A 24758-nucleotide genomic window follows, 5' to 3' on the forward strand; every position below is an offset into this window, starting at 1 on the left:
GTCGTTCAGATCAGCCGCAGCTCGCGCGCCCGCCGGACCGCCTCGCGCCGGCGGGTCGCGCCGAGCTTGCGGTAGATGTTGCGCACGTGGGTCTTGATCGTGTTCACCGACAGCGACAGCTCGGCGGCGATCTCCACGTTGGACAGGATGCTCTGCAGGTAGCGCAGGATGGTCAGCTCCCGCTCGGTGAGCGGCTCGTCGAGTAGGCCACCCGGCTCGACCGCCGGCCGGGGCGCGCTCTCCTCGACGCCCCGGACCAGGTCGCTGACCAGCGAGAAGTGCGCGGTGCCCGCGTCCAGGTGGGCGGCCAGCAGGTCCCGTACCGACGGTTGGGCCCTGGTGAACGCCCGGCGACAGCCCTGCGGGCCGGCCAGGTCCAGCACCTGTTCCAGGACGCGCCCGGCCCGGCGTCCGTCTCCGGCCCGCTCGGCGAGCACCGCCTCCAGCAGGCCGGCGTCCAGGCGTACCGGAAGGGGCCAGGCGGCGGCCGACGACGGCTGCCAGTCCGGCAACGCCCGTTCGGCGGCGCCCAGATCGCCGGCCCGCAGCTCGACCCGGGACAGCGCCACGTCGAGCGCCGGGGTGGCCGCGTCGCCTGTGACACCGGCCAACAGGTTTCGGGCGCTGTCCAGGTCACCCCGTTCGGCCCTCGCCTCGGCCTCGGCCGCCCGCAGCAGGCTCGACAGTTCGCCGGCGGCAGGCTCGTCGGGCAGCGCTTCCCGGGCGCCGGCGAGCAACCGCTGGGCGGCCGCCGGATCGCCGGCGTCCCGGTCGAGCCCCGCACGACACAGCGCGAAGACCGCGGCCGCCACCGGCTCTCCGGCCGGCCCCGAGCCGGCGGAGGAACCCGCCTCCGCGAGGCCGTCGACCGGGCCGGCCACGCCCACCGGGCCGGCCCCGCCGGTCGCGCCGGCCCCGCCGGTCGCGGCGGCCCCGCCGGTCGCGCCGGTCGCGCCGGTCGCGCCGGTCGCGGCGGTCGCGGCGGCCCGGCCGGTTGCGCCGGTTGCCGGGGCGGCGAGCGCGAGGTTCGCGGCAGCCTCCTCGGGCTGGTCGCGGTGCAGGGCCACCACCGCCAACGCCAGGTACGCGTAGCCGCAGTCGAGCCGGCAGGACCAGCCCCGACAGGGCGGCATGCCGAGCGCGTCACGGGCCGCCGCCTCGGCGGCGCGCAGGTCACCCCGGACGGCGAGCAGGAGCGCGGCGCGGCTGGCGTCGACCAGCTCGGTGCGGGGCCGACCCGCCTCCCGGGCCGCCGCGCGGGCCCGGACGAAGCGTGCGTCGGGCAGCGCGCCAGCGGACAGCTCGACGAGACCCAGCGCGGTGCCCGTGAAGGCCCGCAGGTCGGCGTCGTCGGCGGCCGACGGGCGCTCGCGCACCCGGACCGCCGAGCCGTCCGGCGGGACGGCGGCTCGGTCCTCCGGCACCCCGGCCGGTGAACCATCGGTCGGGCGCGTGCGCAGCAGCCGGGCGGCGGCGGCACGCGCCTGCGGCAGGTCACCGGCGAGCCGGGCCACCGTCAGCTCCAGCGCGGTGGCCAACCGCAGGAACCGGTCCCGCCGCGGCACGGGCAGCGCGCCGGCGTGCGCCGCGGCCGTGCGCAGGTGGCCGGCGGCGGCGGGCAGGTCACAGGCGTACGCCCGCTCGGCGGCACAGGCAAGGGCCACCTCCGGGTCGGCGTGCACCACCTCCGGCGGCGGGGACGGCGGGGACGGCGACGGCCCGCCGGCCGGGTCGGTGTCGTAGCGGGTCAGCTCCGGCCAGTGCGCGACGAACAGGTCGCCGGCCAGGTCCCACCGGCCGGCGGCGAGGGCGTGCCGCAGCCCGTCGACGGGGCGGCCGGCGCCCGCGTACCAGTCGGCAGCCCGCACGTGCAGCTCCCGCACCTCGTCGGCGGGCAGCCGGGCCAGCTCGGCGCGCAGCAGGTCGGCGAGCAGCGGGTCGCAGCGGTACCAGGGCGGGCGGGTGCCCTCCGGGTGCAGCAGGCCACCGGCCCCGGCCAGGTCGGCAAGCGCCTGCCCGGCGTCCGCGCGGCCGGTCAACGCCTCGGCCAGGTCGGCGCAGACGGTCTCGGCGAGGGCCGTACGGCGCAGCAGGTCCCGGTCGGCGGGGTCGATGGCGGCCAGCACCTCCTCGTGCAGATAGCCGGCGATGTCCGGTTGATCGCCGCCGAACTGCCCCACCCAGCGCTCCGGGTCGGGCTGCCCGCGCAACGCCAGTGCGGCGATCCGCAGCGCGGCCGGCCAGCCGCCGGTGCGCTCGCGGAGACGGCGCACCGCGGCTGCCGGCAGTGGCGCTGCGTGCGCGGTGAGCAGGTCGGCCACCTCGTCGTCGGTGAAGGCCAACTCGTCCGGGCCGATCTCGGTGAGCTCGCCGGCGAGGCGCAGCCGGTGCAGGGCCAGCGGCAGCCCGGCCCGCGCCCCGACCACGAGGTGCAGCCGCTGCTCGGAGTGCCGGAGCAGGAACTCAAGCCCGGTCAGGGCCGCCGGGTCGGTGATCCGGTGCAGGTCGTCCACGACCAGCAGCACGGGCTGCTCCGCCGCGGCGAGCCCGGCCGCCAGCAGTTCCAGCTGGTCGGGGCGCGGCGGTCCGGTGGGCAGCGGCGTCACCAGGTCGTCGTCGGCGGCCCCGGTGGCGGTGCGCAGCGCCGCAGCCAGGTACGCCCAGAGCCGGTCGCCGTCGTCGCCGGCCTCCACCGACACCCAGGCCGGTGAGGACGTGGACCCGGGCTCGGTCAACCGGACCCAGGAGGCGAGCAGGGTGGTCTTGCCCCAGCCGGCGGGCGCGGCGACCAGGGTGACAGGCCCGGCGCCGCCCTCGTCGAGGCGGCGCAGCAGGCGGGGTCGTGCCACCACCGGCTCGGGCGGCACGGTCGGGGTCAGCCGGGACGCCAGCAGCGGTCGCTGCTCCTCCCGGCGTTCCGGTGCCGTGCCGACTCGCGAGCGATCCTGCTGTTCCGGCACCCGGCCCCACCCCCACCGACGCGTTCCACCCCCGGTCGGCGAGCGGTTACCCGGCGGGGACCCGTTCACCCCTTCCGGGCGAGCCCGCTTCACCCGGGCGCGCCCGACGATCGGGGGACGTGGACCGGGAGGACGGATGGGACCGATCAGACGGCTGGCGCGGGCACGATCCGCCCTCGGCGGCGGTGCGCGGGCCGGGGCGGCGCGGCTGGTGCGCGTACCCCGGCGCAGCGGCAGGCCCGGCGCGGACCGCGACCTGAGCGCGGCGGCCGGATGGGAGGTCGTGACCGTGAACCGACCCCCGGAGCAGGTCCTTCCCGACGGCTTGTGGCCGGAGCCGTTGCGCCAGCTGGACGGCGCGGTCGAGGTGCGGGTGCGGCCGGCGCCGGGTGACCGGGGCACCGAGCTGGCCGCCCGCCCGCTGGCCGGCGCCGCCGCGGCGGCCGGCCTGGCCGCGCACCTGGTCGGCGACGACCCGGGGCTGCTGGTCCGCCGGACGCTGCGCCAGGTCAAGCAGCGTGTGGAGGCCGGCGAGGTGCTGCGCGCGGACCGCTCGGCGCTGGACCGCCGGACGGCCCGCGGGTGAGGGCGCTGTGCCTGGTGGCCGCCGACGAGCTGGCGGTACGCGAGGTGCCCGACCCGGAGCTGCGCAACGAGCGGGACGTCATCGTCCGCGTCCGACGCAGCGCCACCAGCGGCGGCGACCTGCCGCTGCTGGCCGGTCGGGACCCGCTGCTGCGCGCCGATGACGTGTTGGGGGCGGAGTTCCTCGGCGAGGTGGTCGAGGCGGGTCCTGCGGTCCGACGGCACCGGATCGGCGACCGGGTGGTGGTCGGGGCGAGTGCGGCGTGCGGTGGCTGCTGGTACTGCCGCCGGGGACGGCACTCCTGCTGTGACAACGGCGGCCCCGCGGTGGCGAGCGTCGATCCGGACCGGGGGCGTTCGGACGCCGGCTGCTTCGGCCGGCCTCGCGCGGCGGGTGGCTTCGCGGGCGGGCACGCCGAGTACGTCCGGGTGCCGTACGCCGACGTGGGCGCGTTCCGGGTGCCGGACGCGGTAGCTGACGACAGGGCGCTGTTCGCGGCCGACGCGGCGCCCACCGGCTGGCTGGCGGCCGAGCTGGGCGAGGTGCGGCCCGGCGACGTGGTGGCGGTCTGGGGCGCCGGGGCGGTGGGGCAGTTGACCGCTCGCGCCGCGACGCTGCGCGGCGCCGCCCGGGTGCTCGTCGTCGACAGGTACGCCGACCGGCTGCGGATGGCCGAGCGGCACGCCGGGGCGGAGCCGCTGGACTACCGCCGCACCGACGTCGCGGCGGAGTTGCGGGAGCGCAGCGGTGGGCGCGGCCCGGACGTGTGCGTGGTCGCGGTGGGCGTACCGGCGACGCGGTCGGTCGCCGAGCGGCTGGCCGGCCGGGGCGTCGACAGCCCGGACGCGGTGCGCGAGGCGGTGCACGCCTGCCGCAAGGACGGCGTGGTGGTGGTGCTCGGCGGCGCGGAGGGGAACGTGGACACGTTTCCGCTTGGCACGGCGACCGACAAGCGGCTCACGGTGCGGGGGTCGCGCCGGCCCGACCTGCGGGACGTGCCGATGCTGCTGCACCGGATGGCCCGCGACGAGCTGCGTACCGAGCACCTGGCCACCCACCGGCTGCCGCTGGAGGAGAGCCCTCGGGGGTACGCGCTGTTCCGCGACCGCGCCGACGGCTGCGTCCGGGCCGTGTTCACGCCGTGACGGGGCGTTCGGAATCGGCGCTGGGCGATGGCGGGTGGCAGACTCGGGGGATGGCTGGGGAGCGGACGTACGACGTGGTGCTGTTCGGGGCGACCGGCTTCACCGGCGGGCTGACGGCCGAGTACCTGGCCCGGCACGCGCCGCCCGGGTTGCGGTGGGCGCTGGCCGGGCGCAACGCGGATCGCCTCGCCGCCGTGCGCGACCGGCTCGCGGCGATCGACCCCACGCTCACCGACCTGCCGCTGCTCACCGCCGACGTGACCGATGCCGGGTCGCTGCGCGCCGTGGCGGAGAGCGCCCGGGTGGTCGCCAGCACCGTCGGCCCGTACGTCCACCACGGGGAGCCCCTGGTCGCGGCCTGCGCCCGAGCCGGCACCGACTACCTGGACATCACCGGGGAGTCGGAGTTCGTCGACCTGATGTACGTCCGCCACCACGCCGAGGCGACCGCCACCGGCGCCCGGCTGGTGCACGCCTGCGGGTTCGACTCCATCCCCCACGACCTGGGCGTCTGGTTCACCGTGAAGCAACTGCCCGCCGACGTCCCGATCACGGTCGACGGCTACGTCCGCGCCGGTGGCCGGTTCTCCGCCGGGACGTACCATTCCGCGCTCACCGCGTTCGCCCGCACCGGGGAGGCCAGCCGGGCCGCCCGGGCCCGCCGGGCGGTCGAGCCGCGCCCCACCGACCGCCGGGTCCGTTCGGTACCCGGCAAGCTGGCCCGCTCGACGGAGCTGGGCATCTGGACCGTGCCGCTGCCGACAATCGACCCGCAGGTGATCCGCCGCTCGGCGTCGGCCCGCCCGGAGTACGGCCCGGACTTCCGCTACCGGCACTTCGCCGCCGTGAAGCGGCTGCCGACCGTGCTTGTCAGCGCGGTGGGGCTCGGCGCGCTTGTCGGCCTGGTGAAGGTGCCGCCCACCCGGCGCTGGCTGCTCGGGCGGCTCGCCTCCGGGCAGGGTCCGACCCCGCAGCAGCGGGCGTCGTCCTGGTTCCGGGTCCGGTTCGTCGGCGTCGGCGGCGGGCGGCGCGTGGTCACCGAGGTCGCGGGCGGCGACCCGGGCTACGACGAGACGGCGAAGATGCTCGCCGAGTCGGCGCTGTGCCTGGCGCTCGACGACCTGCCGCCGACCGCCGGCCAGCTCAGCCCGGTCGCCGCGATGGGTGACGCGCTGCTGGACCGGCTGGTCCGGGCCGGGCTCACCTTCCGGGTGCTGAAGCAGGACGAGAGCGCCCCGACGCCGCCTGTGGCGGCCGGACCGGAGGCGGCGACGCGGGACGCGGAGCCGGCGGCTTGACCCTCGACCAGGTCGAGGGGGCAGGATGCCCGGCGTGGTGAGCGACCTGCACAGCATCGGCGAGTTGGCCCGGGCCAGCGGCCTGACCGTCAGCGCGCTGCGCTTCTACGACTCGGCGGGCGTGCTGACGCCGGCCCTTGTCGACCCGACGACGGGTTACCGCTGGTACACCGACGAGCAGATCGGCCCGGCCCGGCTGGTCGCGGGGCTGCGCCGGGTCGGCATGCCGGTGCCCGAGATCGCCGCCGCCGTCCGCGCCGCGCCGGCCGAGGTGCACCGACTGCTCGACGCGCACCTGCGCCGGCTGGCCGACGGGTTGGCCGACGCCCGCCGCGAGATGGTCCGGCTCCGGGCCCTGGTCGACCCCGCGCCCACGACTGTGACCACGCTGCTCCTCTCCCCCGCCGACCTGGCCGCCGCGCTCGACGCGGTGCGCTTCGCCGTCGGCGTCGACCCGGAGCTGCCGGCGCTGTCCGGGGTGCTGCTCGACGTCGAGCCGGACGGTGTGCGGCTGGTCGCCACCGACAGGCACCGGCTCGCGCTGGCCCGCGCCGGCGCCGCCGTCGACGGGCCGCCCGTGCGGGTGCTCGTGCCTGTCGACCTCGTCGACCGGCTGCGCCTGCTGCTCGACACCGCCGACGCCCGGCCGGTGCGGCTCGGCGTGGAAGGCGTCGACCTGCGGGCGGAGGTGGCAGGTCGGACGCTGACGGGCACCGCCCTGCCGTACGACTTTCCCGACTACCGTCGGCTGCTGCGCGAGGCGGTCGGGGAACGGCCGGCCGCGTACCGCATCCCGGTGGACGTGGGGGCGCTGCGGGCGGCGCTGCGCGACCCGGCTGCTCCCACGCTGGCCCGCGAGTACGCCGGCACGCCGCTGGCGGTCTCCGTCCTCGGCCTCGACGACTCCGGCGGTCTGCGCCTGCTGCACCCCGCCGAGCTGTCCACCGCCGAGCTGTCCACGGCCGAGCCGGGCGCGGCCGAGCCGGGCGCGGCCGAGCCGGGCGCGGAGCCGAGAGGCGGGCTGCGGTTCGGGGTGAACGGCGCGTACCTGCTCGACGCGCTGGACGCGGCCGGTGGCCCGCAACTGGTGCTGGAGGTGGACGGGCCCATCGCCCCGCTGGCCGTGCGCCGCCCGAACGACGAGGACACCTTCTCCGTGTTGATGCCGATCCGGCTGTAGAAACCGGTCGCGCTCCCCGTAGTCGGGTGGAAACGTGCGCGACGGTAACATCTGTTGGTTCACCAGTGAACCCCGGACGGAGGCGTACGGAGCAGCATGCTCGACATGGAGTTGATCCGGAAGGATCGCGAGGCGGTGGCGACCGCGCTGGCGAAGCGTCTGGATCCCGCCGAGGTCGATCGGGCCCTGGACGAGATCCAGCGACTCGACCAGGAACGACGCGCCCTGATCACGGAGATCGACGCCGACCGGCAGCGCCGCAAGGCCGAGGCCCGTGCGTACGCGCAGGCGAAGCGCGCCGGCACCGAGCCGCAGGTGAGCGCGCCCGAGGCGGAGCGTAAGCAGCTCGCCGACCTGGAGTCCCAGTTGGACGAGGTGCAGGCCCGGCTGCGCGACGCGATGAGCGAGCTGCCCAACCTGCCCAGCGACGACGTCCTGCCCGGCGGCAAGGAGGCCAACCGGGTCGTCAAGACCTTCGGCGAGCCGCCGGTGATCGAGAAGGTCCGCGACCACGTGGAGCTGTCCCGCGCGCTGGGTCTGGTCGACTACGAGCGCGGCGTCAAGCTCGGCGGGTCCGGCTTCTGGATCTACACGGGCGTCGGCGCGCGGCTGGAGTGGGCGCTGCTCAACTACTTCATCGACAAGCACATCAAGGCCGGTTACGAGTTCCTGCTCCCGCCGCACCTGCTGCTCGACTCGGCCGGATTCGCCGCCGGTCAGTTCCCCAAGTTCTACGACGACGTCTACCACCTGGACGCCGACTCCGCGCCGCGCGGGCAGTTCCTGCTGCCCACGTCGGAGACGGCGATCCTGGGCGCGTACCAGGACGAGATCCTGGAGACCACGAAGCTGCCGCTGAAGGCATTCGCGTACACGCCCTGTTACCGGCGGGAGTCGGCCGGGTCGCACTCGGACGAGCGCGGCACGGTGCGCGGGCACCAGTTCAACAAGGTGGAGATCTTCCAGTTCACCCTGCCCGAGCAGGCGGACGCGGCACTTGAGGAGATGCTCGCCCACGCCGAGAGCCTGGTCGAGGGGCTGGGCCTGCACTACCAGCGGACGCTGCTGTCGGCAGGTGACGCGAGCGCCTCGATGAAGAAGACCCTCGACATCGAGGTGTGGATGCCGAGCACCGGCAAGTACAAGGAGGTGTCGTCGGTCTCCTGGGCCGGCGACTACCAGGCCCGTCGGGCGGCCATCCGCTATCGCGAGCCGGGCGCCAAGCAGACCCGCTTCGTGCACACCCTCAACGGCTCCGCGCTGGCGACGAGCCGGCTCTTCCCGGCCATCCTGGAGCAGTACCAGCAGGCCGACGGCAGCGTCCTGATCCCCAAGGTCCTCCAGGACCGCCTAGGAACAGACCGCCTCACCCCCCGCTAGAACCCAACGTCGATCATGAAGTTATTGCCCGGCGCCCTGGCGTGTCGCGGCAATAACTTCACGATCGACGCCGGGAGGGCGGAGGGTGCGTCGCTTTCGGAGCAGCAGGGCTGCCAGCAGCAGTGCTGCCAGGGTGGCCAGGAGCACTGCTGGGCCCACGGTTTCGACAGTTTCGGCCAGGGTGTGCTGGAACTTCGACGCCGCTTGGATCACCGGGTCGCGCAGGGCGTCGCGCCGGCCGGCGGCCAACCGCAGCTCGTACCAGCCGTACCAGGCCACGTACCCGCCCGCGAGCAGCAGCACCAGGCCACTGAGCCGGGGCACCAACGCGCCGGCGACGCGCAGCCGGGCCACCAGCCCGTCGCGCAGCAGCGCCACGCCGAGCGCGGCGACCGCGACCACCAGACCCATCCCGAGGGCGTACGCGCCGAACAGGGCCAGCCCGCGACCGGTCGAGCCGGCCTGGAGGCTTGTCACCACGATGGCCAGGAACGGTGCGATGGCGCAGCCGAGCGAGGCGAGCGCGTACGCCGCGCCGAACAGCGCCATCGACGGCCAGGACCTCGTCAGCCGGGGCGCTCGGGCCGACCAGCCGGGGGCGGGCAGCCGCCGGCCGGCGAGCAGCCAGCAGCCGGCCACCAGCAGCAGCAGCCCCAGCGCCACGGTCAGCCACGGCAGCCGCGGGCGCAGCCAGCCGGCCAGCGGCGCGAGCGCCAGGCCGAACGCGCCGAAGACCACCACGTACCCCAGGGTGAGCCCGGCCGCCGCGGTGAGCGCGCGGCCGACCGCGCCGCGGGCGTCCGACGCTCCGGCGACCAACAGCGAGAGGTACGCGGGCAGCAACGCGAAGCCGCACGGGTTGACGGCGCCGAGCATGCCGGCGGTCAGCGCGAGCAGGAGCGGGGCGGTCACGCCCCGGCCAGGGCTGCGACGCGGGCGCTGAGCGACTCACCGTCCAGGAAGCCCTGGTGGACGACGGTGCCGTCCCGGTCGATGATCACGAAGATGCTCTGCTCGGTCACCTTGAACCGCTTCCAGAGCGTGCCCTTGCGGTCGTCGATCTGCGGCGTGTCGCCGAGGTCGAACTCGCTGACGAAGTTCTTCATGTCCCGCTGCTCGCCGAGCCCGGCGACGCCGACGATCGGCACGGTGTCCCGGTAACGGGGCGCGATCTCGGCCACCGTCCACGCCTGGCTGGCGCAGGTGGCGCACCACGGCGCCCAGAACCAGAGCACCACCGGCCGGCCGGCCAGTCGCGTCGCGTCGAACGCGCTGCCGGTGAGGGTGGTCCCGGTGAAGCGCAGGGTGTCCGGGACCGGGACCGGGACCGGGGCCGGCGCGGCCGACGGCGAGCCGGTCGCGGGGGCAGCCGGGATGGCCGGGGCGCTGGTCGGGGCCGGCGCGGTCCCGGCGGCGGCGTCGGGCGGCACCGTGCCGGTGCAGGCCGCCGTGGCGAGCAGGGCGGCGACGAGCGCCCCCACGATGGCGGCGCGGGGCGCGTACGCCGCCGCTGTCCGCCCGGTCGGCTTGCGCATCCGCAGCTCCGTTCGACAGGTGTGGTGGTCAGTGCCTTTCCCTACTCGGCCTTGGCGAGGCGCAGGGCGAGTTCCGGGCAGACCTTGACGGCCTTCAGGGCGCCCTCGCGCAGCCAGGTCGGCACCGGCGTGGCCGGGAACGCCGGGTAGCCGTTGCCGTCGAGCCGGATGAAGTCCGGCACCACGTGCGCGCAGAGGCCGTGGCCGTCGCAGCGGGACCAGTCCAGGGTGAGCTTCTGCGGGTTGGGGTCGGGCGCGCCGGGCAGCCCCATGACGCCCTTGACCCGCCGGCCACAGCCGTCGCCGGTGCTGTGCAGCCGCAGGTCGTCGGCGAAGACCTCGATCGCGGAGAGTGCGAATCGGGCGGTGCCGTCCGGGTGGCTGCACGCGCCCCGGCCCTTGACCTCGCCGGCGGCGGCCCGCACCACGTCGGCCGGTTGGCTGCCGGCCACGGCCAGGTCGACCGCGCGGGCCAGGTCCGGCAGGCCCATCTTGCACGGGCCGCACTGGCCGGCGGACTCTCCGGCCAGGTAGCGCACCACCTGGGCGGACTCACCGAGCGGGCAGGTGTCGACGCCGATCGGGATGATGATGCCCGCGCCGAGGGTGCCGCCGACAGCGGCCAGGCCCCGGCGGGAGACCTCGGCCTTCTCCGCCGCCTCCGCGGTGATCCACTTGCCGTGGTAGCCGCCCATCAGGATGCCCTGGACGTCCGGGACCTCGCACAGGTCGAGGACGTCGCGCAACGGCATGCCTGCCGTGCACTCCACCACCGCCGGACGGCCCGCCGCGCCGGTCACGGTGAGCAGCACGGTGCCCGGCTCGTCGTCGGTGCCGAGCGCCGCGTACTCGTACGGGCCGAGTCGCGCGCCGACGGCGAGCTGGGCGTACGTCTCGGCGTTGGACAGCAGGGTCGGCAGGCCGCTGACGCCGGAGTCGCTGGAGCGCTTCTTGGTGCCCGGAGGGATGTGCGGCAGTCCGTTGATGCCGTTGACAAGCGCGCCGCCCTCCCCGGAGATGAACCGGTGCGGCACGGTGACGATTGTGGTCGGCACCGGCATCCGGCGCTCCGCGAGGGCCTCCATCAGCGAGTCCCGCCCGACGCCGTCGTCGGCCACGCCGATCACGATCTCCTCGGCGTCCAGCGCGTACGCGGTGAGCGCCGCGCCGTCGAGGATCAGGTGCGGGGCGCGGGTGAGCAGCACCTTGTCCTTCCAGCTCGCCGGCTCTCCCTCGGAGGCGTTGACGACCACCACCGCGGCGAGGTCCTGCCGCTCGCAGGACTCCAGCACGGCGCGCAGCTTGCGGGCGAACGGGAAGCCCGCGCCGCCCTTGCCCTTGAGCTGCATGCCCTCGACGAGTCGGAGCAACTGCGCAGGCTCCATCGGGCCGATCGGCCCGTGCACCTCCTCGTGCGCGAGCAGGTCGAGCCGCCCGTACTCGGCGAAGCCGGCGGTCAGCCGGGGCTCGCCCACACAGGCGACAGGTGGTACGGCTGTCCGCATCACTTCGCCTCACCCCGCAGCCCGGCCCAGTACGCCCCGTCCACGGCGTCGGCGCTTGCCTTGCGGCGCTTGGCGGACCGGCCCTCGCCGGCGGCCCGCCGGGCTCGCCGCGACGCCAGGTCGACAAGGGTCGGGGTGTCGTCGACGGGCGGCGGCACCTCCTCGGGGACGTACCGCGCCGGCGGGCGCCAGTAGTCCGGCTCCTCCGGCAGGTCGTCGTCGGCACTGTGCCTGCCACTGCCGCTGCGCGGCGCGGCCGAGATCGGACCGGCCGAGATGGGGCTCGCCGAGATCGGGCCGGCCGAGATCGGCTCGGCGGAGACCGGGCCGGCGGAGATCGGCTCGGCGGCCTGCCAGCGGCGCGGGCTGTCCCACGGCTCCTCGGGCTCCTCGACGGCCCGTCGGGGCGGCGCCGAGTACCGGGTGCCCTCGTCCTCGGAGCGGGACCGGCGGCTGCTCCGCTCGGCGGCCGGCTCCTCGTCGCGACGGCGGCGGGTCGGGGCGGTCTCCTCGTCCCGGTCGCGGGTGCGCGACGCGCGCCGCCGGGTCACCGGCTCCAGCTCCTCCTCAACGCTGCGCCGGCTCGACCGGCGGGTGGTGGTCTCCGCCTCGTCGCGCCGCCCACGCGTCGACAGGTCGGCGTCCTGCCGGGCCGCCGGCGTCTCGTCGCGCCGCCGGCGGCTGGGCCGGGCCGGCTCGGCGAGCGAGCCGGGCTCGGGCACCACCGGAACTGTGAACCGCTCGGGGTCGCGCCGCCGCGGGCCGGCCGGCGCGGTCCAGGTGGCGGTGGTGGCCTCTGCCCAGGCGGGGCGCTTGTCCTCGCCTGTGGCGCGGCGGCGGCTCAGGCCGGCCAGCAGCGACCGGCCGCGGCCCTCCTCGGTGGCCCGCCCGGCCAGCACCGCGTTGCGCACGGCGGCCTGGTGCTGCTCCCGGCTGCGCCGGCCGATGGTGACCGAGAGCCGGACCAGCAGCGCCAGCACGACGAACAGGATGCAGGCGAGGTAGCTGAGCACCACCCAGGACTTCGCGGCCCGGCCGGCGTTGAGGCCGTGCAGCACCGCGAACGGCCACGCGAGGTACGCGGTGGAATGCAGCGACCGCCACAGCCACTTCGGACCGACGCCGGCGAAGCGGGCCCGGATGATGCCGGTCCAGATCACGCTGACCATGAGCAGAGCCGCCACCGTGCCGAGGCCGACGTAGAGTCCCCGGCCGCCGACGAACGGCACCAGCGAGTCGGTCGCCGCCGCCCGACCGGTAGCGATCTTGGTGAGGACGTGGAAGAGCAGCCCGGCAGCGCCCAGAACGCCTGTGGCGCGGTGCGCCGACTGCATCAGCACCCGGTGCGAGATGCTCAGCACCAGTCGGTCGGTGGCGAGCAGGCCCAGCATCACGGTGAGGCTCAACGACACCAGGGCGATCACCCCGGCGAAGAACTCGGTGAAGAAGAAGCCGTACGCGTACGCCGTCTGACCGGCGCCGGTCAGCATCGTCGCCGCCCAGAGCCCGGCGAGGACGGACGCGATCAGCAACATCGTCGCCGAGCGCGACCGGGTCCGCACCCCCCGACTGCTGGTGCTGGTCCGGACCTCGGTGGCCTTCTCGTTCTGCTTTGCCCGGGCCATCTGCTCCTCGATCGTCTCGCGGCGGCGTACCACCGGCCGACCCCTGCTCCCCCATCCAGTACGGAACGGCGGGGTGAGCGGATCACCTGGGGACGGAAATTTCTGGGCCGGATCGAACCGACCGGCGCCGGGACGCGTGCACAGGCCACCGTGGACAGTGACAACCGTCCATGCATTGACAGTCGTTGCAACACGCTTGTAACCTTTCGGCAAATTTCAGCATGGGTTGCAAGATTCGAGCAGCCGATGCGATCCCCCGCCGCACCGCCACCCCCCACCCCCGCTCCCGTCAGGAGTCCCGATGCACAGACGTCGACGTGGCTCGGCGATCCTCGCCCTCGGCCTGGTCGCCAGCCTGCTCGTCCCCCTCACCGCGACGGCGCCCCCGGCCGCCGCCAGCCCGTCCGGCGCCAAGAAGGTCATCGTCCAGCTCTTCGAGTGGAACTGGCAGTCGGTGGCAAGCGAGTGCCAGAGCACCCTCGGCCCGAAGGGCTACGGCTACGTGCAGGTCTCGCCCCCGCAGGAGCACGTGCGGGGCAACCAGTGGTGGCTGGCGTACCAGCCGGTCAGCTACCGGATCGAGTCCCGCAAGGGCACCCGGTCCCAGTTCCAGTCGATGGTGAACACCTGCCACGCGGCAGGTGTCAAGGTCCTCGTCGACGCCGTCATCAACCACATGTCCGGTCAGGACAACGGCGGCACCGGCTGGGCCGGCTCGTCGTACGCGCACTACGACTACCCGGGCATCTACCAGACCCAGGACTTCCACCACTGCGGGCGCAACGGCGGCGACGACATCGCCAACTACAACGACAGGTACGAGGTGCAGAACTGTGAGCTGGTCAACCTGTCGGACCTGAAGACCGAGTCGGACTACGTCCGAACGAAGATCGCGTCGTACCTCAACGACCTGCTCTCCCTCGGCGTGGACGGGTTCCGGCTGGACGCCAGCAAGCACATGCCGGCGGCCGACATCGCCGCCATCAGGGGCAAGCTCTCCCGCTCGGCGTACCTCGTCCAGGAGGTCATCTACGGCGCCGGCGAGCCGGTCCAACCGACCGAGTACACGGGCAACGGTGACGTGCACGAGTTCCGCTACGGCAAGGACCTGGCCCGGGTGTTCCGCTCGGAGAAGCTGGCGTACCTGCGCAACTTCGGCGAGGGCTGGGGCCACCTGCCCACCGGGTCCGCCGCGGTGTTCGTGGACAACCACGACACCCAGCGCGACAACAGCGGGGTGCTTACCTACCGCGACCGGGGCATCTACGCCCTGGCGAACGCCTTCATGCTGGCCTGGCCGTACGGCTCGCCGACAGTCATGTCCAGCTACACCTTCAGCGACCGGGACGCCGGCCCGCCCTCGGACGGCGCGAACAAGACGCTGAACACCACCTGCTACGCCGGCTGGGAGTGCGAGCACCGCTGGCCGGTGATCGCCAACATGGTCGGCTTCCGCAACGCCACCGAGGGCGCCGCGGTGGCCAACTGGTACGACAACGGCACCAACCACATCGCGTTCAGCCGCAGCGGCAAGGGCTTCGTCACGCTCAACGACGAGGATTCGGCCGTGAACGGTCGCTCGTACTACACCGGGCTGCCCGCCGGCCGGTACTGCGACGTCATCCACGGCACGTACGCGGGCGGCACCTGCAGCGGGCCGGTGATCACCGTGGACGGTAACGGCTGGTTCGCCGCGAACGTACCCTCGCACGACGCGGTCGCGATCCACATCGGCGCGCGGGTCTGAGCGTCGGGGCCCCCGGGTATCGGCGAACCGGGGGCCCCGAACCACCCATCGACATAAAGTGGTTTGGTGCCGTTTGACCGAATGAGCCCGTACCGTCGCCGGGGTGCCTGGGTGGTCACCGCCGTCGCCGTGGCCGCCCTGCTGATCACCGCGCTGCTTGTCGGCCAGGCCCTCACCCCGCGCTCGACGAACCCCGACCGACCCGCGGCGGCCGACCCGACGCCGAGCAGCATCGAGCAGAGCCCGGACGAGTCCGTCCCGCCGGCCGCGCCCGCCCCGGCCGGGCTGCCGGTGCTCGACTACGACCCCGCGCCCAGTGGCTTCCCCGCCGACCCGGCCACCATGGACATCACGCCGCTGACCGAGGGCGTGCACCCGACCGGGCGGATCGCCGCGTACGACGCGCCCGGCGGACGACCGCTGGCCTTCCTCGAACCGACGCTCGCCGGTGTCGAGCTGACCGTGCCGGTCGCGCAGCGGCGGGTCGGCTGGACGGCAGTGCTGCTGCCCTCGGCCAACAGGCGTCTCGCCTGGCTCGCGCCCGGCGGGTTCGACACCGTGGCGCTGCGCGACCAGATCGTGGTGGAGCGCAAGGCGCACCGGCTGACCTGGTACCGGGCCGGCAAGGCGGTGCGCTCCTGGGAGACGAGCCTCGGCCAGTCCGGGCAGGAGACACCGCTCGGGCGGACCTTCGTCCTGGGCCGCACCCCACCGCCCGAGGAGGTCTACGGCGGGGTGGACATCTACGCCCTCGGCTCGGTGCCCGACGACCCGGAGGCGGTGCCCACCGGGCTGCGCGGCGCGCACATCGGCCTGCACACCTGGTACAACGACGACGACCTGGGCGAGAACACCACCAACGGCTGCATCCGGGTCACCCGCAGCGGCCAGCGGGAACTGCTCGCCGAGGTCCGGCCCGGCAGCAGCCTGGTGGTGGTCGACCAGCTCCCCACCCCGCCGCCGACCGCCTGAGCCGCGCCACTCAGTCGCCGAGCAGCCAGCCGTTCTGCTCGGCGATGCGCACGGCCGCGGCCCGGTTGCGGGCGCCGGTCTTGCCGATCGCCGCCGAGAGGTGGTTGCGCACCGTCCCCTCGGACAGGTGCAGCGCCTTCGCCAGCTCGGCGACCGCACCACCGGCCCGGGCCGCCCGCAACACCTCGGTCTCCCGCTCGGTAAGCGGGCTCGCCCCGGTGGCCAGGGTCTCCGCGGCAAGCGTCGGATCGACCACCCGCAGGCCGGCGTGCACCCGGCGGACCGCGTCGGCGAGCTGCCGGGCCGGGGTGTCCTTGACCACGAAACCGTTCGCGCCGGCCTCCATGGCCCGGCGCAGGTAGCCGGGCCGACCGAAGGTGGTCACCACGAGCACCCGGCAGGCCGGCAGCGCGGCCCGCAACGCGGCGGTCGCGGCGATCCCGTCCAGGCCGGGCATCTCCACGTCCAGCAGTGCCACGTCGGGAGCGGTGCGGCGGGCCTCGGCCACCACCTCGTCGCCGCGGCCGACCTCGGCCACCACGCTCAGGTCCGGCTCCAGCGAGAGCAGCGCGGCGAGCGCGCCCCGCACCAGCGCCTGGTCATCGGCGAGCAGGAGCCGGATCGGCGTACCCGCCGTGCTCACCGGGCCTCCACCGGGGCGTGCACCCGCAGCAGGAAACCGGTGCCGTCGTCCCGCCGGCGACCGACTGTCACCACGGCGTCCAGCCGGCGGGCCCGTTCCCGCAGACCGACCAGCCCGTACCCGGTGGCGTCCGGCGTGGACGGCCCCCGGCCGTCGTCGCTCACCTCGACGCCGTCCGGACGCACCCGGATCGTGCAGCACCGCGCCCCGCTGTGCCGGACCACGTTCGTCACCCCTTCGCGTACCGCCCAGCCGAACAGCCGGTCCCACTCCCTGGGCAGCTCCGGCGCCTCGGCCGGCAACTCCGCCGCGATGCCCGCCGCGGCGAGGGCGGACCGCGCGCCGGCCAGCTCCCCGGCGAGCGTGACCTCCCGGTACGCCCCGACGGTCTGCCGCACGTCGGCCAGCGCCGCCCGCGCCAGGCTCTCCACCTCGGCGATCTCGGCTGCCGCCCGGGCGGTGTCGACGTCGATCAGCCGCCCGGCCAGCTCGGCCTTGATCGCCACCACGGTCAGCGAGTGCCCGAGGATGTCGTGCAGGTCGCGGGCGGCGCGGGCCCGCTCCTCGGCGACCGCGAGCCGGCCGATCTCCTGCTGGGCGGCCCGCAACTCGCTGTTGCGCTGAGCCAGCCGGGACACACCGAACATGGCGAACGAGGCGAGCAGCACCGCGACGGTGACAGTGCTCTCCCCCGTCCAGGTCGGCACCAGCCAGGCCCCCACCAGGGGAATCAGTGCGCAGAGCACCACGATGACCAACGCCTGCGTCGCCGACAGCAGGAACACCGCCGACGCGGCCACGAACACCAGCGTGGCCGTCCAGTCCCCGGCGGTGCCCGGGATGCTGGCCAGACCCACAGCCACCAACCCCAACAGCGCGATCCCGGCCCGCCGTGGAGGAATCGGTTGAAGGTGCTCACGCAGGTAACGGGCCCACTGGAACAGCAGCACGTAGCCCAGGCCGAAGACCAAGAGGGTGGCCACACCGACGACTCGCCGCCACGGCTGCGCCTGGTCCAGCGCCGTGGAGATCGGCACGTTGAGGAAGAACAGCCACACCGCTGCCAGCATCCAACCGGTGAGCCGCCATCGGCGGCTCACCGGTCGGGGCTGACCCGTCAGGGAGTCCATCGGGTCCACGCTAGCGGTCGCGGCGGTCAGACCCGAGCGGTGTCCCGGCGGAACAGCCGGGCCGCGCCGATGCCGAAGGCCAGGGTCCAGAAGACCATGTTGGCCACCCCGGCCATGCTGATCCCGTCGCCGGTCAGCGGGGCGCGGGCCAGCTCACCCATGCCGTACACCGGGGTGAACTTCGCGGCCTGCTGGAGCACGTGCGGCAGCACCTCGACCGGCACGAACAGCCCGCCGAACATGGCCAGCACCGCCAGGATCGGCCCGATGAACTGCATGACGTTCTCGGCCGGCACCAGGTAGCCGATGAACAGACCGAACGCGGCGAAGACCAGCGAGCCGAGCCACGCGGCGAGCCCGGACAGCAGCCAGACGTCCAGCGGGAGACGGACGCCGGCCGCGGCGCCCACCACGAACTCGATGACGACCGCGAGCAGGCCGAGGGTCATCGCGGTGGCCACCTTCGTCGCCACGTATGCGGTCGGGCGCAGCGGGGTGAGCCGTAGCTGCCGGCTCCAACCCAACGCCCGCTCGGTGGCCACCGCGCCGCCCGCGCTCGTGGTCGCCACCATCGCCGCGTACACGGCGAGGCTGATCATGACGTACGCCGTCACGGGCCGGCCGTTGTCAAGCGTCTGCCCCCGCTGCGGGAGGCCGAAGATGAGGAAGAAGACAGCCGGCATGATCAGCGTGAAGGCGAGGGTGCGGCGGTTGCGCAGCACGCGGCGCAGCTCGATGCCGAGAACGGCCGGGGCGAAGCCACCCAGGGCGGGCAGCCGGCGGTCGGGCGGGCCGGGTCGGTCGGGCTGGGTGGGTCGGTCGGTGCGGGTGGCGGCGGGGGCGGCCGGCAGGGTGGACATCTCAGGCTCCGATGCGCTCGGTGGTCAGGGCGAGGAAGGCGTCCTCGAGGTTGCGGGAGGTGATCTCCACGTCCCGGGCGGCGGTCCGGGTGAGCAGGTGGCGGGCGATCGCGTCCGAGTCGCCGGTACGCACCAGCACGCTGTCGCCGCGTATCTCCACGGCGTCCACGCCGGGCAGCGCGGCCAGCGCCGCCTGGTCGGCGCCGGGCAGGGTGGCCCGCACCGTACGGCCGGCGGCCAGGTTCTTGATCTCCGCGGTGGTGCCGTCGGCGACGATCCGTCCCTGCCGGACCAGCACGATCCGGTCGGCGTACGCGTCCGCCTCGTCCAGGTAGTGGGTGGCGAAGATGACAGTCCTGCCGTCGCGGGCGTCGCGGCGCAGGGCCTGCCAGAAGTCCCGGCGACCCTCGACGTCCATCCCCGTCGTCGGCTCGTCGAGCACCATCAGGTCCGGGTCCGGCAGGAGGGCCAACGCGAAACGCAGCCGCTGCTGCTGGCCGCCGGAGCACCGCCCCACGATCCGGTCGGCGATGTCGGCGATGCCGGCGCGCTCCAGCACCTCGGCAGCCGGGCGGGTGTGCCGGTAGAAGTGGGCGGTCATCCGCACGGTCTCGCCCACGGTGAGGTCCTTGAGCAGTCCGCCGGTCTGGAGTACGGCGGCGATCCGACCCCGGGCCACCGCCTCGTCGGCGGTGCCGCCCAGAACGCGGACCGTGCCCGCGTCCGGGCGGGCCAGGCCGAGCAGCATGTCGATGGTGGTGGTCTTGCCCGCCCCGTTGGGGCCGAGGAACGCCACCACCTCGCCGGGCTGCACCCGCAGGCTCAGCCCGTCGACCGCGGTGACCGTACCGAAGGTCTTGGTGAGGCCGTTCAGCTCGACGGCCGGATGCGTACTGGTCATGGCACAGATGCTCCGGCGTCGCGGACCGGGGTTCCCGGAGCGGCCGTCACGTTCCGGCCGTGACATTTGTCAGGGGCCATGCGTCGGCGCCACGCGGGGCCCGCCCTCCGGCCGGGCCGCGACGGGAGGAATTCCGGGCGCGGCAGCGGGTAAGCGCGCGGCCGGACACCGCGACACCGGGAGGAAGCGATGGGTGCCACGCCGCAGGGCCGGGTCGACACGGTCGTACTGATCCACGGACTCTGGATGACCCCACGCAGCTGGCAGGGGTGGATCGAACGGTTCACCGCGCGCGGCATGCACGTCATCGCCCCCGCCTGGCCCGGGATGGATCGGTCCGTGGAGCAGTTGCGCGACGATCCCACCCCGATCGCCCAGCAGAGCATGGCCACGATCGTGGCGCACTACGACCGGATCATCCGGGCGCTCCCCCGACCGCCGATCATCATGGGGCACTCGTTCGGTGGCCTGTTCGCGCAGGTCCTCGCGGATCGGGGCCTGGGCGCGGCGGCGGTGGGGGTGCATCCCGCGGCGGTGAAGGGGGTGCTCAAGGTGCCGCTGAGCCAGCTGCGCTCCGGCTTCCCCATCCTGCGCAGCCCCGCCAACCGGAGCAGGGCCGTCCCGTTCACCGCCGACGACTTCGCCTACGCCTTCGGCAACACGATGAGCCGCGCGGACTCCGACCGGGCCTGGCAGCGCTACGCCGTCCCCGGCGCCGGTCGGGTGTTCTTCGAGGGCGCGTTCGCCAACCTCGACCCGCGCTCACCCGCCCGCGTCGACGTCGGGCGCGACGACCGCGCGCCGCTGCTGCTGATGGCCGGCGGAGAGGACCACGTGGTGCCGGCGTCGGTGGTCCGGACCAACGCGGGGCTCTACCAGAAGTCCCGGGCACTCACCGCGTACGAGGAGTTCCCCGGCCGGTCGCACTTCACGGTCGGGCAGGACGGCTGGGAACAGATCGCCGACTACGCGCTGGACTGGGCGCTGCGCGCGGCGGCGCTGCCCCGGGAGGCGACAGTCGCCAGCGAAGCCCCTCGCCGCTGACCACCCAACGGATTCACCTCAGCTCCAGCCCAGCGAGATGTCGAGGATCTCCAGATCCGGCGGGGCTGCCGGGACGACCCGCTTGGGATCACGGGTGACCAGGTAGCAGCGGTACAGGACCGCGGTCGCCACGGCATGCGCGACATCCGGTGGAACATCGAAGCGCGCCGCGATCCGGGCCACCCGTCGACTGGTCGGCGCGTCGTACACCGCGACCCTGATGTCCCGTTCCGCGCTGAGGAGCAGGTCGAGCAGGTGTACGGCCGGCGTGCCAGCCAGCTCGAGCTGCGCCTGCCCCAGGCAGAGCGCCGGAATCCACACCTCCTGCGCCGGGTCCTCCTCGGCGAGGGTCAGGATCGCTCCCGGTTCGACGCTGGCGCCGGAGGCGTAGGCGAGCAGGGCGGAGGTGTCCAGGACCAGACCGTTCACGCGGCGGCCGACCCGTCGTGATCGAACTGGCGCAGCCACTCGGCGTTGCGGGCATGCTGCTCGTCGGTGATCGGCGCCTGTGCGGCGAGGTGCGCCCGGGTCCGCTCGACGTCCTCGTCGGTGACCACGTAGCCGAGGTGCGCCCAACGGGCGCGAAGATCGTCGGCGCGCATCTTCCGGCGCAGGATCCCGGCTATGAAGCCCGACGTGTTGCCCTGGGTGCGTTCCACGTACGCGGCCACGTCGTCGGGCAGGCTGATGGTGATCCGGCGAGTCATACTCTGACCTTACCCGCTGCATACTCAAGGGCGGCCATAACACCAGCTCGGTGTGTCGTCCGCACCCCCACGCATCTGGATGTCAGCCTGACAACCATGAGCCGGGCCTATCTTGATGTCGATGACGAACTACTGGCCGAAGCCGGCGAGATCCTCGGCACCACAACGACGAAGGCCACCGTCAACGGTGCCCTCAAGGCAGTCGTCGACCGGGACAAGCGGTGGCAGTTTGCCGACTGGCTCAAGAGCGGCGGGCTGCCCGATCTGACCGGCCCCGTCGGCACCGCTGAGTGAGCACGCGGTCGTTCGGAACGTCCCTCGGCATGCCTGCGGTTTTCGGGGGTATCTCGGTGGGATGAGGGCCAGTTTCCGGCTTGGCCGGATCGCGGGGGTGCCGGTCGGCGTCAACTGGAGCGTTCTGGTCATCTTCGCGCTTATCGCGTGGGGCCTGGCTGCGAACCAGTTCCCCCGCTCGTACCCCGACCGCTCGCCCGTGGCGTACACCCTCGCCGGTCTCGCCGCGGCGGTGGTCTTCTTCGTCGGCCTGCTCGCCCACGAGGTGTCGCACGCCGTGGTGGCCCAGCGCAACGGGCTGACAGTCGACGGCATCACGCTCTGGCTGTTCGGCGGGGTGGCCGAGCTGAGGGGCGAGCCGCGCGACCCCGGCGCGGAGCTGCGGATCGCGGGCGTCGGTCCGCTGGTCAGCCTGCTGCTCGGGGCGTTCTTCGGCGCCATCGCGGCGCTGCTCGCGCTGGCCGGGCAGACCGGGCTGCTGTTCGGGGCGGTGGCCTGGCTGGCCGGCATCAACGTGCTGCTGGCGGTCTTCAACGTGCTCCCGGCCGCGCCGCTGGACGGCGGTCGGCTGCTGCGGGCGGCGGTGTGGAAGGCCACCGGCGACCGGAACCGGGCGTCCGTGGTCGCCGCCCGGGCCGGCTGGGTGCTCGGCGCGCTGCTCATCGGCCTCGGGCTGTGGCAGTTCCTGTCCGGGGTCGGCTTCGGTGGGCTCTGGCTGGCACTGATCGGCTGGTTCCTGATCGGCGCCGCCGGGACCGAGGAGCGGCAGGCCCGCGCCGGAAGCGCGCTGCGCGGAATCCGGGTCGCCGACGTGATGACGCCGCAGCCGCAGACGGCCTCGGCGGACATGACCGTCGCCGACTTCGTCGACCACTACCTGTTCGCGTACCGGCATTCGGCGCTGCCGCTCACCGAGGGGGGCCGGCCGAGCGGACTGGTCACCCTGGACCGGGTGCGGGGCGTACCGGCCGACAAGCGGACGTCGACCACGCTTGCCGAGGTGGCCTGCCGGGCCGACCAGTTGGTCCTCGCGCGGTCGGGGGAGCAGCTCAACGACCTGCTGCCCCGGCTCAGCGAGTGCGCCGACGGCCGCGCCCTGGTGGTGAGCGACGACGGCCTGCTCACCGGCATCGTCTCCCCCAGCGACATCAGCCGTGCCGTTCAGCGCGGCAGCCTGCGCACCCCCGTCGGTCAGCGGGGGAAGTAGCGGTCCAGCAGGTCGGTGCGGAACGTGCCGGTCGGGTCCAGGCGGGTCAGCAGAGCGGCGAAGTCGGCGTGCCGGGGGTAGCGGGCGGCCAGCTCGGTCGGGTCGGTGACGAAGACCTTGCCCCAGTGCGGGCGGGGCGCGAACGGCGCCAGCCGGTCCTCCACCTCGGCAAGCACCGGCAGCACCGCGTCGGCGTCGTCGACCCAGGTGAAGTGGACCACGAAGCTGTCCCGCCTGTGGTTGGGGCTGAGCCACAGCTCGTCGGCAGCCACCGTCCGCAGCTCGCAGACCTGCAACACCGGGGCGATCAGGTGCGCCACCTCGGCCAGCGCGGCGAGCGCCTCGGCCGCCGCCGTACGCGGCAGGTTGTACTCGGACTGGAGTTCGTCACCGCTGCTCGGGGTGAAGCCGAGCTTGAAGTGCGGCAACCGCTCGTGCCACGGACCCGGCTCACCGAGCTGCGGGGTGCAGTTCTCCGCAGGCATGCCGAGCACCGGGTGTCGCGGCTGGTCGGCGGCCGTGGTGCCGAGCCAGTCCGCGTCCGGTGGCGGCTGGTCCGCGAGCTGCTTGCGCCACACCTCGCGCAGACGCGGCGTACGCCAGTCGGTGAACACGCTCACGCTGTACGCCGAGTCGAACGCCTCGTCCAGCGCCTCGGCAGCAAGGTCGAGGCGTACGTACTGGCGCAGCTCGAACGCCGGCACCAGGTCCAGGGTGACCCGCGTGACCAGGCCGAGCGCGCCGAGCCCGACCACCATGCCGGCGAACGTGTCGCCGTCGGTGTCGCGGTCCACGCGCGTCAGGTCCCCGTCGGCGGTGACCAGCTCCAGGGCGGCGACCGAGGTGGCCAGGTTGCCGTGGGTGGGGCCGGAGCCGTGGGTGGCGGTGGCCACCGCGCCGGCGACCGAGATGTGCGGCAGCGAGGCGAGGTTGGCCAGCGCGTACCCCTGTGTGTGCAGGTGTTGGGCGACGTCGCCGTAGCGCAGCGCCCCGGCGACGGTGACCCGCAGGCGCTCGCGGTCGACCTCGATCGTCGGGGGCAGCCCGGCGAGCGAGACCAGGTCTCCGGTGGTGTCGCCGAGGCGGTTGAAGGAGTGTCCGGTGCCCACCGCGCGGATCCGGGAGCTGCCGGCGACCAGCCGGCGCACCTCGTCGACTGTGCTGGGGCTGTGGAACTCCCGGGCGGCGTAGCGCACGTTGCCGGCCCAGTTGCGGCGCGGCACGTCGGTGCTCGACGTCAGGTGCTGTCCCTGCGCGGTCATGGGGCGGTCTCCCGATCGGTGGGCTGGTGGTCGGCCAACGCGGCGACGAGGGCGTCCAGAACCGCGTCCGCCTGGTACGAGTTGTAGCCACGTTGGGCGATCGGCAGACCGGCGGCCACAGCGCGTTCGATCTCGCCCCGCGCCGCCTTCCGGGCCGCCGCGTCCCCGGACATCAGGGCGTCCTGGCCCCGTCGGATCAACCTGTCGACCCGGTCCATCTGGTAGCCACGCAGGCCGACCGTGAGGTCGGGTGCCGCGAAGGCGGCGCGGCGCAGAGCGAGCAGGTCCACGAATCGGTCCCCGGCGCAGCGGGTGAGCGCGGCGGCCACCTGTTCGGGTTGCTCCCGGACCTGGTCGAAGACGAGCAGCTCGATCGCCGGCCGGCCGTCGATCGGATGGCGGGCGGTGACCGGTTCGAACGTCACGCCCCGGGCGGGCACCAGCAGCAGGCGCGGCGCCGTCGAGTAGCCGTCGCGGCGGGGCGGCTCGTCGAGGACCAGCGCGTCGACCTCGGCCCACGGGATCTCCCGGCGCAGGCCGGGCCGCCGGATGCTGAGCCCTTCCGGGGTGATCCCGAAGCGGAACGGCCGCAGCGCGCTGACCAGCGCCAGCGCGCCGAGCGCGATCGCGCCCACAGCAATGATCATCCGTAGCGGGGCGCGGTCGCTGGGATAGACCAACAAGAGCACCCCACCGAGTACGCACACCAGGGCGAGCATCCGGGCTCCCCGGCTCCGGCGCAGCTCCACGCTCGGACCCCCGTTCATGACCGTGGCG

Annotated in this window: 23 protein-coding genes; 10 read left to right on the forward strand and 13 right to left on the reverse strand. The window is 74.3% G+C overall.

What is annotated here, in order from left to right:
* Positions 1-5: 5 nt before the first annotated feature.
* Positions 6-3029, reverse strand: a complete 3024-nt coding sequence (locus OOJ91_RS13135; RefSeq protein ID WP_266244858.1) for a helix-turn-helix transcriptional regulator — start codon at positions 3027-3029, stop codon at positions 6-8.
* A gap of 67 nt (positions 3030-3096) precedes the next feature.
* On the opposite strand from OOJ91_RS13135, the gene OOJ91_RS13140 reads away from it, so the two are divergent.
* The 5 genes from OOJ91_RS13140 to serS all read left to right on the forward strand — a co-directional run bounded on the left by OOJ91_RS13140 (position 3097) and on the right by serS (position 8549).
* Positions 3097-3546: a hypothetical protein gene (locus OOJ91_RS13140; RefSeq protein ID WP_266244859.1), complete on the forward strand. Its 450-nt coding sequence runs from the start codon at positions 3097-3099 to the stop codon at positions 3544-3546.
* A complete protein-coding gene (locus tag OOJ91_RS13145) occupies positions 3543-4691 on the forward strand; it encodes an alcohol dehydrogenase catalytic domain-containing protein (protein ID WP_266244860.1) in 1149 nt (382 codons plus the stop codon). The genes OOJ91_RS13140 and OOJ91_RS13145 overlap by 4 nt, the downstream gene beginning before the upstream one ends.
* 50 nt (positions 4692-4741) lie before the next feature.
* Positions 4742-5989 carry a saccharopine dehydrogenase family protein gene (locus tag OOJ91_RS13150; protein WP_266244861.1) on the forward strand — a complete coding sequence of 416 codons (1248 nt, stop codon included), beginning with the start codon at positions 4742-4744 and terminating at the stop codon, positions 5987-5989.
* A gap of 25 nt (positions 5990-6014) precedes the next feature.
* The gene (locus OOJ91_RS13155; protein ID WP_266244862.1) at positions 6015-7169 is read left to right on the forward strand and encodes a MerR family transcriptional regulator; all 1155 of its coding nucleotides are present in this window, start codon (positions 6015-6017) and stop codon (positions 7167-7169) included.
* Positions 7170-7265: 96 nt separating this feature from the next.
* Positions 7266-8549, forward strand: coding sequence for a serine--tRNA ligase (gene serS, locus OOJ91_RS13160; RefSeq protein ID WP_266244863.1), 1284 nt, complete (start codon positions 7266-7268; stop codon positions 8547-8549).
* 21 nt (positions 8550-8570) lie between these two features.
* Here serS and OOJ91_RS13165 read toward each other — a convergent pair whose 3' ends face one another.
* Genes OOJ91_RS13165 through OOJ91_RS13180 form a run of 4 tightly spaced genes read right to left on the reverse strand, consistent with a single transcriptional unit; the run spans position 8571 to position 13247 of the window.
* Positions 8571-9461: a cytochrome c biogenesis CcdA family protein gene (locus OOJ91_RS13165; protein ID WP_266244864.1), complete on the reverse strand. Its 891-nt coding sequence runs from the start codon at positions 9459-9461 to the stop codon at positions 8571-8573.
* Complete coding sequence (locus OOJ91_RS13170; protein WP_266244865.1) at positions 9458-10084, reverse strand: thioredoxin-like domain-containing protein; 627 nt, start codon at positions 10082-10084, stop codon at positions 9458-9460. Before OOJ91_RS13170 ends, OOJ91_RS13165 begins: the two co-directional genes overlap by 4 nt.
* A gap of 41 nt (positions 10085-10125) precedes the next feature.
* Positions 10126-11589: an NADH-quinone oxidoreductase subunit NuoF family protein gene (locus tag OOJ91_RS13175; RefSeq protein ID WP_266244866.1), complete on the reverse strand. Its 1464-nt coding sequence runs from the start codon at positions 11587-11589 to the stop codon at positions 10126-10128.
* Positions 11589-13247: a hypothetical protein gene (locus tag OOJ91_RS13180; protein WP_266244867.1), complete on the reverse strand. Its 1659-nt coding sequence runs from the start codon at positions 13245-13247 to the stop codon at positions 11589-11591. The genes OOJ91_RS13175 and OOJ91_RS13180 overlap by 1 nt, the downstream gene beginning before the upstream one ends.
* Positions 13248-13515: 268 nt before the next feature.
* On the opposite strand from OOJ91_RS13180, the gene OOJ91_RS13185 reads away from it, so the two are divergent.
* Positions 13516-14961, forward strand: a complete 1446-nt coding sequence (locus OOJ91_RS13185; protein ID WP_266244868.1) for an alpha-amylase — start codon at positions 13516-13518, stop codon at positions 14959-14961.
* A 66-nt stretch (positions 14962-15027) separates the two neighbouring features.
* Positions 15028-15933, forward strand: coding sequence for a L,D-transpeptidase (locus OOJ91_RS13190; protein WP_266244869.1), 906 nt, complete (start codon positions 15028-15030; stop codon positions 15931-15933).
* A 10-nt stretch (positions 15934-15943) separates the two neighbouring features.
* Here the strand turns inward: OOJ91_RS13190 and OOJ91_RS13195 are convergent, their stop codons facing one another.
* The 4 genes from OOJ91_RS13195 to OOJ91_RS13210 are packed head-to-tail and all read right to left on the reverse strand — an operon-like array spanning position 15944 to position 19467.
* A complete protein-coding gene (locus OOJ91_RS13195; RefSeq protein ID WP_266244870.1) occupies positions 15944-16576 on the reverse strand; it encodes a response regulator transcription factor in 633 nt (210 codons plus the stop codon).
* A complete protein-coding gene (locus OOJ91_RS13200) occupies positions 16573-17706 on the reverse strand; it encodes a sensor histidine kinase (protein WP_266244871.1) in 1134 nt (377 codons plus the stop codon). Before OOJ91_RS13200 ends, OOJ91_RS13195 begins: the two co-directional genes overlap by 4 nt.
* Positions 17707-17732: 26 nt before the next feature.
* The gene (locus tag OOJ91_RS13205) at positions 17733-18566 is read right to left on the reverse strand and encodes an ABC transporter permease (protein WP_266244872.1); all 834 of its coding nucleotides are present in this window, start codon (positions 18564-18566) and stop codon (positions 17733-17735) included.
* Position 18567: 1 nt separating this feature from the next.
* A complete protein-coding gene (locus OOJ91_RS13210; protein WP_266244873.1) occupies positions 18568-19467 on the reverse strand; it encodes an ABC transporter ATP-binding protein in 900 nt (299 codons plus the stop codon).
* Between the two features lie 189 nt (positions 19468-19656).
* Between OOJ91_RS13210 and OOJ91_RS13215 the strand changes: the two genes are divergently transcribed.
* A complete protein-coding gene (locus tag OOJ91_RS13215; protein WP_266244874.1) occupies positions 19657-20511 on the forward strand; it encodes an alpha/beta hydrolase in 855 nt (284 codons plus the stop codon).
* Between the two features lie 18 nt (positions 20512-20529).
* Here OOJ91_RS13215 and OOJ91_RS13220 read toward each other — a convergent pair whose 3' ends face one another.
* Together OOJ91_RS13220 and OOJ91_RS13225 are read right to left on the reverse strand one after the other, a co-directional pair.
* Entirely contained in the window at positions 20530-20940 is a 411-nt protein-coding gene (locus OOJ91_RS13220) for a type II toxin-antitoxin system VapC family toxin (protein ID WP_266244875.1), read from the reverse strand.
* The gene (locus OOJ91_RS13225; protein ID WP_266244876.1) at positions 20937-21218 is read right to left on the reverse strand and encodes a hypothetical protein; all 282 of its coding nucleotides are present in this window, start codon (positions 21216-21218) and stop codon (positions 20937-20939) included. Before OOJ91_RS13225 ends, OOJ91_RS13220 begins: the two co-directional genes overlap by 4 nt.
* A 96-nt stretch (positions 21219-21314) precedes the next feature.
* Here OOJ91_RS13225 and OOJ91_RS13230 point away from each other — a divergent pair, with 96 nt between their 5' ends.
* Both OOJ91_RS13230 and OOJ91_RS13235 read left to right on the forward strand, forming a co-directional pair.
* Entirely contained in the window at positions 21315-21512 is a 198-nt protein-coding gene (locus tag OOJ91_RS13230) for a type II toxin-antitoxin system VapB family antitoxin (RefSeq protein WP_266244877.1), read from the forward strand.
* 61 nt (positions 21513-21573) lie between these two features.
* Positions 21574-22719 carry a site-2 protease family protein gene (locus OOJ91_RS13235; protein ID WP_266244878.1) on the forward strand — a complete coding sequence of 382 codons (1146 nt, stop codon included), beginning with the start codon at positions 21574-21576 and terminating at the stop codon, positions 22717-22719.
* Here OOJ91_RS13235 and OOJ91_RS13240 read toward each other — a convergent pair.
* Together OOJ91_RS13240 and OOJ91_RS13245 are read right to left on the reverse strand one after the other, a co-directional pair.
* Positions 22704-23981 (reverse strand): D-arabinono-1,4-lactone oxidase, encoded by a 1278-nt coding sequence (locus OOJ91_RS13240; RefSeq protein ID WP_266244879.1) that lies wholly within the window; start codon positions 23979-23981, stop codon positions 22704-22706. The genes OOJ91_RS13235 and OOJ91_RS13240 overlap by 16 nt on opposite strands.
* A complete protein-coding gene (locus OOJ91_RS13245; protein WP_266244880.1) occupies positions 23978-24748 on the reverse strand; it encodes a hypothetical protein in 771 nt (256 codons plus the stop codon). The genes OOJ91_RS13240 and OOJ91_RS13245 overlap by 4 nt, the downstream gene beginning before the upstream one ends.
* Between the last annotated feature and the right edge of the window lie 10 nt (positions 24749-24758).

Source organism: Micromonospora lupini (assembly GCF_026342015.1).
Classification (GTDB): Bacteria; Actinomycetota; Actinomycetes; order Mycobacteriales; family Micromonosporaceae; genus Micromonospora; species Micromonospora lupini_B.